The organism is Devosia soli (assembly GCF_000970455.1).
Lineage (GTDB): Bacteria > Pseudomonadota > Alphaproteobacteria > Rhizobiales > Devosiaceae > Devosia > Devosia soli.
Genome location: NZ_LAJG01000015.1, coordinates 37069 through 49750, shown reverse-complemented (window position 1 = coordinate 49750; position 12682 = coordinate 37069). Strand labels below are relative to the sequence as shown.

The window sequence follows — 12682 nt, the reverse complement described above, 5'->3', positions numbered from 1 at the left end:
TTAACGTTCCTCGCGTTGGCTCGAGTGCAAAACGTAGAAACGCGACACAGTCCTTGCCCAGGTTCCCCTTCGCGTCTCAAGGGCAACAAGGGGGGAAGTCGTAACGACCCGATGGTCTGGCAGAAGAGGGTGACCGGTGACGGTTCCGAGAAGCCGGACTAGGCCAAAATCCTGCGGCTCACTAACGGACCAGTGGTCAAGTCGAGGCGCTCGCTCCAGAATACGGGGTTCAGGGCGCCAGCCGCTCCGGAGGCGAGCGAGGTCGCCAAGGAGTTGTCGCCAGCGAGGTAGGCTCGAGATATCGAGATCCTCCGCTTCAGCGCGTGCCGCGAGATCAAGCAGAACCACGCCGTCATCGAGAATGAAGTCGAGGGCTGGAAGGATCATGCTTTGCTTTCCGTCAAAAAGGCAGCGATCTCGGCCTTTGCGAGGGTCCGGCGCTCGAGCAGAACTTCTGCAAGCCGTTCGATTGTCTGGTGGTGCTGCGCGACGAGGTCGTCGGCCCGGCTCATCTGGTCCTGAAGGATTGTTTCCACCGTGTCTTGGAGCACAAGGTTAGTGGTCAGCTCCTTTGTCACCACGTCGGGCGGCAGGGCGATGAGGGTCTCAGACAGGCCGGTGCTGAGATAAAGAAGGGCAATGGCGTGGCTCGCCTGGATTAGGTCAGTGGCCGAGCCATCGTCGACCCGTTTGCCAAAATAGGCATCGGCGGCACGGCCGGCCAGGGCGATACAGCAGTCATCGAGGCGCTCGTCGTAAGTGGCGCCCATAAGGCGGGGGATGAGCGTCGTAAAACCGCTGACCGAACCGGCACGATCAAGGCGGAGGGCCATGGCGCCGACCTCGCGTCCAAAGGCGTCGGCGATCGCCGCATGGGCTGCTTCATGAAGAGCCGCTTTTTTGAGGATGCCGTTGCTGTCGGCTTTTTTGGTCATCCCATCCGGATCGAGATCGGCAAGTCCGAGTGGACGGCCGGCGAGAATGGCCTTGTTTTGCGCAGCGGCAATGCGGTCGGCCAATTGGGCCTGGCTTTCTCCAAGCCAGAGGCGAGCCAGATCACGAAGTGGCGCGTCTGGCAGGTCACGGCCCAGATGGACGCGCAGCACCGCAACTACGTCGTCGATAGTCTGCGGGGGCGTGACCTCGATGAAGCGGCCAATGCGGCCGGGACGACAGATCGCGGCGTCGACGTCTTCCGGCCGGTTGGTGCAACCGACCAGAAGCACCGGCGCGCCGGAAGCGTTGAGGTCGTCAATGGCAAGCAGCATCGAGGTGATAACTGTGCTCCAATAAGCCCCATTGGAGTCGGTCCCGCCGGTGCGGGTACTCATGGCATCGATCTCCTCGATGATGCCAATTGCCGGTCCATTATGGGAGCGAAGGGCGTCAAAGAAGCCAACGATCTGACGCACGACACTGTCGAGATAGCCGGTGCCAGCGGCAAATAGGGCGCCCACGCTCAGGCGATGAAGTGGAATGGCGGCGCGTTCAGCAAGCTGGTCGACCAAGGTGGATTTCCCGCATCCCGGTTGTCCGGCGAGCATCGTGTGACGCAAGAGGCCTTTGGGAACGCGACCGGTCTTGAGCCCATCGAAGAGGGCCAGAGTCTCGGTCAGCCAGACCGCTGCCGAACCAAAAACTGGCCATTGGTCACCCTCCTCTGTCTCCTCACCGGCATCTTCCGTCTCGTCGGTGTGCGCTGACCAGCGGCGAAGTCGGTCGCGGCAGGCTTCCGCGGTATCGCCGGATCGTATTGAGCTGGCAATAAGGGGGAGAGATAGACCGCGCCAATCGGCGTCTTCGATGATGATTTCTTGTCCCGTTACTGTGCCCACGGCGCGGGCGATGGCGGCAGAAGTGAGCCCCTTTACGGTCACGAAGCACTCGGCGGCCCTTCTTGCGAGGTCCGGTACATGGGCTGAACTCACCGCGACCCAGACGCTTGCGCCGTCCTCGATGCGCACGAGCACGTCGAGATCGCGCGCCACTTCGGACTTTTCCCGGCTCGGAGTGCCATGGACGGCGCCCCCCCGGGCATCGATAACAACGGTCATTGGAGCTAGCCAGGAGCTATCGGGCACATAGACGATGGTGGGAGGAGCATCCTTGGTCCACGGATCGGGCAGAAGCACACCTTGGGAAAGGGCGTGTTCTTCTAGCGCGGCGGTGACGAGTATGACGATGCTACTTCCGACGGCTGGCATGACATGGGCGGTCATGCCAGCATTGACGGTGCTGTTTCGGATCATGTCGGACAAAGAACTCATGGTAGGTACTCGAATTGGATGGGATGAAAGATTCCGCCCGCTGCTCGCCGTGGCAGCACCCTAGTATCTACCAGGGGAAAACAGGTGGCAGCGCGAGCCGGAAGGGCAGAGGTGGAGGGGGAAAGGGGCGTACCGTGCCATTAGCCAGCTATAGCCGATGACCTGAGCACCGCACTGCAGTTCATGCGGGACGGGGCAGGCAAACCATCAGGCAACAGGCATGGTCAAAAGGGCGCGGCAGGCGCGGGGCGACCGGCCAGCGTGCAGACGCAGACGTCCCGGCCCCGGTTTGGGACCGACCGCTCTAATTGCGCCGACGCATGCCGCCCAAGTGCGGCCCATCGAGGCTTAAAAACCCGGCTGGGTCGTAGGGGGATGCTTGCCGACGTGCGCACGCGTCTACTACAAGGCTCTTAGCCATTGTAACTCCTGCTGCTTCAGGATTGCGGTGGTCAGGCCGTCGCTGGTGGTTCGAAGCACTGGCGGCGGCCGTCATCGATTCGGCTGAATCGACGTGGTGATAGTGCACCTGGCAGATGAAAACCTGCAAGTGTCTGGTGCTTTACGGTTAACACCGACCTGGCACCACTGTCAGCTTGCCCGATGGGAGGGTCAAAATACTCCTTGGTCGTGGAGTGCGTCACCCTAATGCGTCTGTGACTAGCACGAGAAGTGTCTGCTAAAGCCAGCTATCGGACATCGCACTTGGGCCTCAAATTCTGCGATGACTGGATAAGTGTTTTCACACGGTAGGAGGCACAAGTCGCCATCCGCCAAAAGGAGAACAGCTTCCGTGACAATTTTGAGCGCTTCATTGCTCGCGATTGGAACAATCCGGATCTGCGACGCAAGGCGTTCCCCGCAATAACCGCCAAGATGGCACGTGTTGTGCATGCCATCAACAAAAGCGTTTCCGACTGCCGTTCCCTGTTAAAGGCACGGTGCCATGTGAGAGAACCTCTCTCTGTAGAGCCGTGAAGGCGCACGACGCGACCCTGTAGAGAATGCCTAGGTCCACCTGGATCTGCATCTCGGTTTAAGGACGGTCAAGGCCACGGCGCGACCGCTGAACCCTATGTTTGGTATGGCCGAGAGCTCTTCCAACTCGGTGGAACCCGTTTGGATTGACGATGACCGCCCGGCAGGTGCAAATTCCTGCATCGAGACCTACTTGCCAAAACACCGCTTGTCTTGCTGACTTAGGACGTTGTCACTCACCGGGGGGTATGGCTTTCTCTTCGTGCAATGATGGTATCGAGCTCCCGCAACCATTGCACCCCTAAATGCCTTGGCATTTAGGGGTGTTTCCTTTTTACAGACCAGCAATTCTGCAAGTAAATCATGGACTTGGATGTCCACGGGCTGGCGAGTGCCCTTTGGGGTGATGACAACTTTTTCAATCATGCCGCGCAGGCGCTCGAAGATGAGATCGCGCGGCTGGCCTTCCCGCAAACCTTCCAGATGCATGCGCAGCTCTTTGATGAGCTGGCGGTAGCGATCTGCTGCGGACGGGTGGAGAACGATAGGCTCATCATCGGCTTTGAGGGATTCGGCTTCTGCGCGCAGCTCAGCGCGTTCGGCCTCCATTTTACGCAAGCGATCAAGCACCCCGTCAGTCGCACTGCCTTCGACAAGCAGGTCGATGAGTTTCTCGATCTGCTTGTCGAGTTCGGGCAGTCGATCGGCGATGGACTTGAGCTGGCTGGTCTTAGTGGCCGCAAGCTCGCGGCGTTTGAGATGGTAGTGCGAGATGTAGGCGGCGATCATTTCGGGATCGGCCAAGTAGGCATCGAGGGCGTTGAGCACGCGCTCTTCCACATGTGCCCGTGTGATCGAGCGGCCGTTGTCGCAATCACCGCGCTCGCGATAGCCGGCGCAGCCGATGCGGTCGTTACCCTGACCGCCTGGCTAACGGCATTCCCACTGTTTGCTTCGGTGAGACGCGTGGCGTGAAGCTCGGCGACAGCTACACCGTTGATCAGTGTCAGGTGATGCTGGGTGATGCCCTTATCGAGTTCGAAGCGGGTATGCGGAAGTGCCTCGCGGCACCGGATGCGGTGCCTGACAAGCCCTATGTCGCTTTCCTGTCTCTATCCTACAATATCGGCACTGGTGCGTTCTGCGGCTCCACCGTTGCTCGCAGAGCCAATGCCGGCGATTTTCGTGGCGCCTGCAACGCGATTCCCATGTGGAACCGGGCGGGCGGCCAGGTCGTGCCTGGCCTTATCAATCGCCGGGCCGATGAACAGCGCCTTTGCCTCGAAGGCACACGGTGATGTTCAATCCAACTCATTTGGCCCTGATGGCGGCAGGGCTTTCGGCCGCCATCATTGCTGGGCCAATTGGCTGGTTCAGCCGAGGCCTGATTTTCGATCATATCGAGCGGCCGGCGATCGTCCTGGCTGCGACCGACAAAGCGAATGATGCGGCGACGATCCGCATCATGGATGCTGCCAAGCGCGCCGAAGGTGCTGAACGCGAAAGGCAGCAGAAAGCGGGCGCCGAAGCCCTCCGCATCTATCGCGAAGCCTTAGCCAATAGCGAGAGGACGGCCATGCAGGCGCGGACCCAACTCGATCAGGAGATTGCCGCCTATGAAGCCGAACTCGCCACTGAAGGCCGCTCTTGCGTGCTTACTGATACTGACATTGATTGGCTGCACGGCCGGGTCTCAGCATCAGCAAATTGATGCCGGCGTGCGCCTTGGCATTGCCGCTGCGCAGGTGACGCTCGGATCGCAGCCGGCCGAATGCGCCATCGATACGCCCCACGCCGCGTTGCTGGCTGGGCAAGAGGCGACCGTCGCGCTCCGCCGGGAGCGTGAGCAGCTCGACGTGGCAAATGCCTCCAAGCGGCGGTGCTATGACTTCAATTCGAACCAAGCCGAAGGCCTCGCCAACCGATGACCGGCACCGTGACATGGGAGGTCTTGATCTGGATGACGGGCACAGGATCGGTTGCACTGGTGACGGGCTGGCGCATAGTCAGCTGGGTTCTGTCCGAGCTTGGGAAGCGCGATGCCGCGATCGACAAGCTTGAAAAAGATGCGGGTCTTATGATTGGCGCGGTCGATAGCCGTGCCAAATTGGCAGAAGATGATCTACGGCGCTCGCTGGAAGCACATAAGCTCTACGCAGCAGAGAATTTTGCAACTGAGGATGGCCTAACGCAGGCCGTTAACAGGGTAGATGACGCGGTCAAGCGGCTAACCGACCGAATGGATCGCTACTTTGAAAAGGGTGAGAAAACGGGATGAAATGGCACCGAGGAAAGTCTAGAGGGCCTTAAAGCGTTATGTTCAACAACAATCTTGCGCCAAACCTGCCCGCTTTGTGCCTTACATATCGTATCTTAGGATAGACCGACCATAGCCTAGGTCGGGGATGGGCTGGGCCGATTTGGGGCCGGCACCGACGGTATAACATTTCTGTTTCCTCCGCGCGTGGCCCTCGGTCTAATAGGAACCGCCGAAAGGATGGCTTTGGTTATCGGAGCCGTTAATGTTCCGATGCCAAGAAATGCCAGAATGAAAATGGTTCGAAGTATGCCATTCTCAAGTCCTTCTCTGATCCAAAAAAAGCCCATGGGTACATTGGCTAGAAGGATGAATTTGATCATCCCGGTAGATCTGTCCATCCAAACACTAAGTATCCGCGCAAGCCAGCCGGATATGACGCAGATTGCGAAAATTGCTCCAAAACTACCGATAAGAAAACCCTCGCCGATTATCGTCGCAGAAAGCGTCAAAGCCCGGTTGTAAGCGATAACAATCTGAGTGTAGTAGCCGGCGGCGTCCAGAAGGATCGCTGGCTTATCGGGCCAAAGGAAGCGGGGCACCAATAGTGTTAGGTGATTCCAAAATACTTCTAGTCCAGGACAATCTCGAATATCGCACCATTGAATAATGCGGATAGGGGCGTCCAGTGGGAACAGATCACCTTGAATGTAATAGAAAATGCGAGTGAGTGGGTCGGTGAAACCGGCTGCCTGCACTTCACCTCCATATCTTAGGAAAGACAAACTAACCAATGCCGGGAGCGCGCTTACCGCGATTGCCAATTGAACCCATAACGGTACATATTTACGCTTGAGAGCGATGATAACGGTCAGTAACGCCGCTGAAATCATCAGCTGGCGATAGCCCTCCAAGGCAATCAGCATCACGAAAGTGAAACCGACAAGCACAAGTGCTGACCGCCAGAACTCGCGAGGCGATTTCGCAACGGTAAGTTTGTAAGCCGCAAATGGAAGGAACGCAGGAAAAAGCCGCAAAATTATACCCATTCCCTGGGCGTCTTCGTACCTAGCTTCGTAGCTTCCTTGGCCGAACGAAAAACCGGTCACGCCAACGTAGAGCACCACTGCCAGCATTGAGATTATGCCGAGTGAGTAGAGGCCGTAGCGTCCACGGACTGCTTCTGGCTCGCCGAAAGGAAGGGCAATTCCAGGTCTCTGAGACCCGGTGAGAAGTAGGTAAGTCCAAATGCCTAGCCGACTACCGGTGATAATACCCACATAGCCAATCAGATAGCATAGTTCCATGCCGCCAAGGTCGGGCAGCACAAACTTGTAACCGACCGTTGCGTTCATCAGCTGCAGGAAAAGTATCCCGAAACCAATGATAAGGCTAAAGCAGAACTTGAAAAAAAGGTAGATTGAATCTGGGCGCCGGTACCAAGCGCGGACGTCCAACGTGAGGATGGCAATATTTAAAACTGTAACGTATTCCACAGTTGCCCAATCTCTGTCCGCACGCTTCGGCTACTGCTCTACAACAACCGACGTTTCCGGTACATCGGAATTGGCTACAGATGGTTATCACGGCTGGCCCCGTATCGCCGCCGGTGTAAATCGTGTTTACAGGCAGTGGTCGGTGAAAACTAATCTGGCTGTCCTGAGCTTTACCATTCTCGGTCATTCATGGAAGCCATGCTCAAGATCCCGTTTCTTTACGTAATCACATAACCTACAAAGATTGCGGGTTTGCGTATGACCGGGGGATTTGATGCGTAAAAGATTGTTGGCCGTTGCATCCGGTGGAGGGCATTGGGAGCAACTCGCAATCATCAGCCAGAGCTTTGACAAGTTCGATGTACTTTATGCAACAACGTTGCCAGGGTTGCCTGAGAAATCAGGGCTCGCACCATCTGTTCTTGTGACAGATGCTAATCGCGACCGGCCCTTGCAGATGCTTCTGTGCGCCAAAGACATCGCTGGAGTAATCCTGAAGTTTCGGCCGAACATCATCATTTCGACCGGGGCCGCTCCGGGCTTCATAGCGCTGCTGTTTGGGAAGATGCTTGGCGCAAAGGTTATCTGGGTCGATAGCGTCGCAAACTCCGAGCAGCTCTCGTTGAGTGGTAAATTGGCCAGCAGGTTTGCCGATAGAGTTCTTACGCAATGGCAGCACCTGGCTGGCCAAAGCAAATCCCAATACATGGGTGGCGTCCTTTGATCTTGCTCACCGTTGGCACGCAATTGCCCTTCGATCGACTGGTGTCCGCGCTCGACGATCTGACCGGCCGTTTTGGACTGGACGTCTATGGCCAGGTTGGAATCAGCACCGTAAAGCCCAAAAACTTCCCTTCAGTCCAAAATATTGCGGCTCAGGATTTTGATCAAAAATTTCGGTCGGCGGACGTGATCGTTGCACATGCTGGCATTGGCACTGTGCTGTCGGCGCAAAAATATAGAAAGCCGATCATCCTTTTTCCCCGAAAAGCTTCGTTAGGGGAGCATCGGAATGAACACCAGACCGCTACCTGTAATCAGCTAGAGAATAGACCCGGCATTTATGTGGCTTGGACCGAAAGCGACCTGGAGAGGCTGGTGGCTGATCGTGCCAGTCTAAAGGCAGCCAGCACAGACGACGTAGCAGCTGGGCGTGGTAGCTTCGTCAGTAATCTACGAGATTATCTTGAGCAGCTCTAAGCGGATTTACTTTGTTAGCCCCATATACCCGACAGTCGCAGAACCTGCTTCAGGAACCTTTATCCAGGCACTCGCGGAAGGATTAAAAGGCGAGGGCTGGGAGGTTGATCTTCGGGCGGTTGGCCTCTCGGACCGAGGCGGGAAATTCGGAAAACTAGAGCGATATATCCGGCTGTGCCTGGGCTCTTTGGCGTTGGTTTTTTGCAAACCTGGCATTGTGTACGTTCACCTTCCCACCTGGTTTTCTATCTTCCTATGGCCATCGCGGTTGAGGCGCAGCCTACCAATGGCAATTCACGCGCATGGGAGTGAAATCCATGGGCGTAATCGGCTTGCTCAGTTCTTTTGGCCCCTAACTAGACCGCTTTTCAAACGTGCTGAGCGCATTGTTGTCCCATCTGCCACTTTTGCAAAAGCTGTTCTTCTCGCTACAGAACGGGATGCCGAAATCGTTTCTCCATCTGGAGGTTTTGATGAGGATCTGTTCGATCCCGAGGGTCCCAGCGCCCGTCAAAAACTCAACATCTCTGACAGCGCAGTCGTAGTTGGTTATGCGTCTCGAATTGTGGAGAGTAAGGGATGGCGGATTTTTCTAGATGCATTTGAAGACTACGCAAGGACCAATGATGGCGCCGTAGCAATCATGATTGGGATTGGTCGAGACGCAAAAACTCTCGAGGCTGAAATCCGCACGCGCGGACTCTCGGAAAAAGTCAAATACATTGGTGCGGTGCCGCGCAGCGAGATGGCGCTATATTTTCGCGCCATGAGCGTATTTCTCTTTGTGAGTAAAATCGAAAATACCGATACGCTTGGTCTAGTTGCTGTTGAGGCGATTGCCTGTGGCACGCCGACGATCGCTTTAGATCGCGAACTCACCCGGGAATATTTGGCTCCAGGTCGAAACGGCGTGCTTGTTGAAGCGTGGACTGGGCACAGTTTCTCGCAAGCTATAGACGAAGCACGCGCCCTCGCGCGGAGTGAGGGAGGGCGCTCAATTCTGGCGGCGACTGTCAGCGCTTATAACAGCAGACAGGCGGCGCAGGGATTGTCAGAGCGCCTCAAAGAAATAGCACCGGTCGCCTGATATGCGGATTAGAATTCCTCAGTCGCTGAGATCACTTGTCGTTTTTGGAATGAAGGTCGGTGGGGCTGGCCTTGCCTTTATCCTCAATATCGCAATCACACGCGCGATAGGCATCCACGACGCAGGGGTCTTTTTCATCGCTTTTTCTCTGACGACAATTCTCTATGCCGTCGCAAGGTTCGGCCTTGGCTACACCACTTACAGGTCCATCGCCGAGGCTGCCACCGAAGAAGGCGTGCCGCGCGTCAGGCAGACCGCGAATTCAGTGGTCTTGCTCGTCTCCGCAATTTCGATAGTCATCGCGATCGCTGTGATTGCCTCTGCAGACCTGCTCTCGCATTGGCTTTTTGGGTCCAGCGAGGGCGTTGCGGTACTGATCTTGCTAGCGGTCACTATTCCACTCTATTGCATCGGGAGTATTTTTTCCGAAATCCTCAAAGGGCTGCGCCGGCCAGTTGGCTATGCTCTTTTCGAAAATATCATCATCAAAGCCTGCGCCGTTCCCATTGTGCTCTGGCTTGGCGTAAGCTTGGGTTTGGTCGGTGCTGGTTGGGCAATGCTGGTGGCGAACGCTGTTGGTCTTGTTGTAGTGACACTTCTCACCGTGAGTGTTCTCCGCGGCTTTCCAGCCGCCACCCGTGCCCACGTGGACAATCTGCCAACATTGCTGAGCACGACAGCTCTATTTGCGGTTGTTTCTCTTTCGACCGTCCTCTCTCAATGGCTTGGCCCCTTGATTGTCGGCCAGGTTCTTACGCCTTCGGACGCAGCAATTTTCTTCACCGCATACAGAACTTCTGCTGTGCTAGAATTTGTGGTGATCTCGATCGTCTCGGTGGCGGGGCCGGCGTTTGTCGCGGCGAATTCGCTTGGCGGCATCAAAAGCGTCCTGAAGCTTGCGAAACCTGAGGCTCTCAAAGCCTTGGGAGCCGTTCTCTTGCTGGCTGTCCCGGCTGCGATTTTTGCCTCCCCACTCATGACTATGTACGGCGCTGATTTCGCACAAGGCGATAATGTTTTGCGTACGCTGATATTATTTCAGGTCATAAACGCACCGTTGGGAGTCTATAATGCTGCAGTTATCGCTCTGAAACGAGAGAAGGCGATGGCCGTATTGGCACCAGTTTCAGCTATTCTGGTAGCCGTGCTATCCTACACCTTTACCCTGCAATGGGGCGTGCTGGGTGCAGCCGTCGGTGTTGGTCTGTCGATGATGACGTATAACCTAATGGTCTACGCAATCCTGCATCTCGGTAAATCGAAGATTCAATGAGGCCGGGGGGGCGGTGCTTCCGGATCACCGGAGCTCAGAGGACATCCCAAGTCGGCTTCTAGTGACTTGGGATGCTTGTGGTGGAATGGTTCGCCGTGAACCAATTCGATATTGGAAGCGGTAATCGGCTAGATTTGGGGAGGCTATCGAGCCCTTATTCGGCAGCGGCAACAGCGTCTACGTGCTCATGCGCGACCGGCCGGCCGACGCTGTGATATGTAAAGCCTGCGGCCTCAACTTCCTTCTGCCGATAAACATTGCGTAGATCGACAAGCACTGGTGTGTTCATTGCCGCCTTCACGCGTTCGAGGTCGAGCGATCGGAAAGCATTCCATTCAGTGACCAGTACGAGGACATCGGCCCCTTGTGCTACGTCGTACGCGTCGGTGGCGTATTCGACGTTCTGGATCACAGCCTTCGACATCTCGATGCCTTCCGGATCGTAGGCGCGGATGGTGGCGCCGGCATCCTGGAGAGCCTGGATGATGGCGATCGATGGTGCATCGCGCATGTCGTCGGTGTTCGGCTTAAAGGTGAGGCCGAGAATGCCAACGGTCTTGCCACGAACATTGCCGCCTGCAGCTGCAATGACCTTGCGTCCCATTGCGCGCTTGCGACGGTCGTTGACCTCGACGGTTGCTTCTACGAGGCGAAGGGGGGAATCGTAATCCTGGCCGGTCTTGACGAGCGCCAGCGTGTCCTTGGGGAAGCAGGAGCCGCCATAGCCTGGACCAGCATTGAGGAACTTGCTGCCGATACGACCATCGAGGCCAATACCGCGGGCAACGTCCTGCACGTCTGCGCCGGTACGCTCACACAAATCGGCCATTTCGTTGATGAAGGTGATCTTCATCGCGAGGAAGGCGTTGCCGGCATACTTGATCAGCTCGGCGGTGCGACGGCCGGTGAACATCAGCGGCGCTTGGTTGAGGTAGAGCGGGCGATAGACCTCGGTCATTACTTCGCGGGCACGCTCATCTTCAAGGCCGACCACGATGCGGTCGGGGCGCTTGAAATCGTCGATGGCAGCGCCTTCGCGCAGGAATTCAGGGTTGGAGACGACGACTACGTCGGCGGCCGGATTAGTTTCGCGGATGATGCGTTCAACTTCGTCGCCAGTTCCAACGGGGACAGTGGACTTGGTGACAACGACAGTGAAGCCCTGCACGGCGCGCGCGATATCGGCGGCGGCTGCATAAACGTAGGAAAGGTCTGCGTGGCCATCGCCGCGGCGCGATGGTGTGCCTACACCGATGAAGACGACATCAGCCTTGGCGACTGCAGGCGCAAGGTCGGTGGTGAACGTCAGGCGGCCCGCTTTGGCATTGTCCGCCACAAGGGCATCAAGGCCAGGCTCGAAGATTGGGATCTGTCCGTTCTTGAGGGCCTCGATCTTCTTCTCATTGAGATCGACACATGTGACGTCATGGCCAAAATCGGCGAAGCAGGCGCCACTGACCAGGCCGACGTAACCGCTACCAATCATCGTAATGTGCATAAAAGTGTCCCCAAGTATGCTTGAGGCTTCATTACACTCAAAGAATTAGCGCGAGAAGCCAAGGCACTTCGTATTTTCAGAAATGGTTAGCGCGCGAAGGAAGGTAAATCCTATGAATTCCAACGGGTTTCGTGGGTGGCAGTGTTTTGCATAGAGGCTATGCAATTAGGCCGGAGAGAGGAACCTTTATCCTATCGGCCGCTCAGACGCGCTTTGCCCAAGTCTTCGGTAATTGTCGTTACCTAAGGACGCCCACTACGTAGAGCAGACCAACTACCGGGAGGAATACGCTCCAGATCACAAGAGCCCCAGCTGCCAGAAGCAGCATGAGTCCCGTCTTCAACTTTTTCAATGTTTCGCCCTACCTACCCGCAACAAACTCTATACCCGATAGATCGACCGCTTTTCCAACCAGATTATATGCCTACGGTTCCAACCCAGCAAAGCGAGTTTAAAGCGGGATGCACGGGCTTACAATTCTCAAACTATTGATGTGTATGGAAATAAAGCAAAAAAATGAGGTGGGCCTACCAAGCCAACACGAATTTGGGGTCTCGACTGTTGCGCGCTCCGCAACCAAAAGGTCCGCGAGACAGAATGCCTAGTGGACGTCATCGATTCCTATG

At 56.4% G+C, this 12682-nt stretch carries 13 protein-coding genes and 1 pseudogene; 9 read left to right on the top strand and 5 right to left on the bottom strand.

What is annotated here, in order from left to right; all coding sequences use genetic code 11:
- Together VW35_RS22195 and VW35_RS08755 are read right to left on the bottom strand one after the other, a co-directional pair.
- Positions 1–387: a DUF6634 family protein gene (locus VW35_RS22195; RefSeq protein ID WP_046142681.1), complete on the bottom strand. Its 387-nt coding sequence runs from the start codon at positions 385–387 to the stop codon at positions 1–3.
- Positions 384–2267: an AAA family ATPase gene (locus VW35_RS08755; protein WP_083982592.1), complete on the bottom strand. Its 1884-nt coding sequence runs from the start codon at positions 2265–2267 to the stop codon at positions 384–386. Before VW35_RS08755 ends, VW35_RS22195 begins: the two co-directional genes overlap by 4 nt.
- Positions 2268–3026: 759 nt before the next feature.
- On the opposite strand from VW35_RS08755, the pseudogene VW35_RS21975 reads away from it, so the two are divergent.
- Positions 3027–3268 (top strand): annotated as a pseudogene (locus VW35_RS21975) (IS110 family transposase); the annotation flags it as partial.
- A gap of 166 nt (positions 3269–3434) precedes the next feature.
- Here the strand turns inward: VW35_RS21975 and VW35_RS21305 are convergent.
- Positions 3435–4073 carry a hypothetical protein gene (locus VW35_RS21305; RefSeq protein ID WP_152662536.1) on the bottom strand — a complete coding sequence of 213 codons (639 nt, stop codon included), beginning with the start codon at positions 4071–4073 and terminating at the stop codon, positions 3435–3437.
- A gap of 98 nt (positions 4074–4171) precedes the next feature.
- On the opposite strand from VW35_RS21305, the gene VW35_RS08745 reads away from it, so the two are divergent.
- Genes VW35_RS08745 through VW35_RS08730 form a run of 4 tightly spaced genes read left to right on the top strand, consistent with a single transcriptional unit; the run spans position 4172 to position 5523 of the window.
- On the top strand, positions 4172–4543 hold the full coding sequence (locus tag VW35_RS08745; protein WP_083982590.1) for a lysozyme: 372 nt from the start codon (positions 4172–4174) through the stop codon (positions 4541–4543).
- Positions 4543–4956, top strand: coding sequence for a hypothetical protein (locus tag VW35_RS08740; RefSeq protein WP_046142678.1), 414 nt, complete (start codon positions 4543–4545; stop codon positions 4954–4956). The genes VW35_RS08745 and VW35_RS08740 overlap by 1 nt, the downstream gene beginning before the upstream one ends.
- 7 nt (positions 4957–4963) lie before the next feature.
- Positions 4964–5173, top strand: coding sequence for a hypothetical protein (locus VW35_RS08735; protein ID WP_046142677.1), 210 nt, complete (start codon positions 4964–4966; stop codon positions 5171–5173).
- Complete coding sequence (locus VW35_RS08730) at positions 5170–5523, top strand: hypothetical protein (RefSeq protein ID WP_046142676.1); 354 nt, start codon at positions 5170–5172, stop codon at positions 5521–5523. Before VW35_RS08735 ends, VW35_RS08730 begins: the two co-directional genes overlap by 4 nt.
- 116 nt (positions 5524–5639) lie before the next feature.
- On the opposite strand, the gene VW35_RS08725 is transcribed toward VW35_RS08730, so the two are convergent.
- Positions 5640–6998 carry a WzyE family oligosaccharide polymerase gene (locus VW35_RS08725; RefSeq protein WP_046142675.1) on the bottom strand — a complete coding sequence of 453 codons (1359 nt, stop codon included), beginning with the start codon at positions 6996–6998 and terminating at the stop codon, positions 5640–5642.
- A gap of 274 nt (positions 6999–7272) precedes the next feature.
- On the opposite strand from VW35_RS08725, the gene VW35_RS08720 reads away from it, so the two are divergent.
- Genes VW35_RS08720 through VW35_RS08705 form a run of 4 tightly spaced genes read left to right on the top strand, consistent with a single transcriptional unit; the run spans position 7273 to position 10558 of the window.
- Positions 7273–7722, top strand: coding sequence for a hypothetical protein (locus VW35_RS08720; RefSeq protein ID WP_046142674.1), 450 nt, complete (start codon positions 7273–7275; stop codon positions 7720–7722).
- Complete coding sequence (locus tag VW35_RS08715; protein WP_046142673.1) at positions 7719–8198, top strand: glycosyltransferase; 480 nt, start codon at positions 7719–7721, stop codon at positions 8196–8198. Before VW35_RS08720 ends, VW35_RS08715 begins: the two co-directional genes overlap by 4 nt.
- Complete coding sequence (locus tag VW35_RS08710; RefSeq protein WP_152662535.1) at positions 8185–9285, top strand: glycosyltransferase; 1101 nt, start codon at positions 8185–8187, stop codon at positions 9283–9285. Before VW35_RS08715 ends, VW35_RS08710 begins: the two co-directional genes overlap by 14 nt.
- 1 nt (position 9286) lies before the next feature.
- Positions 9287–10558 (top strand): lipopolysaccharide biosynthesis protein, encoded by a 1272-nt coding sequence (locus VW35_RS08705; RefSeq protein WP_083982588.1) that lies wholly within the window; start codon positions 9287–9289, stop codon positions 10556–10558.
- Positions 10559–10712: 154 nt separating this feature from the next.
- Here VW35_RS08705 and VW35_RS08700 read toward each other — a convergent pair whose 3' ends face one another.
- Positions 10713–12056 (bottom strand): UDP-glucose dehydrogenase family protein, encoded by a 1344-nt coding sequence (locus VW35_RS08700; RefSeq protein WP_046142670.1) that lies wholly within the window; start codon positions 12054–12056, stop codon positions 10713–10715.
- Positions 12057–12682 lie beyond the last annotated feature (626 nt).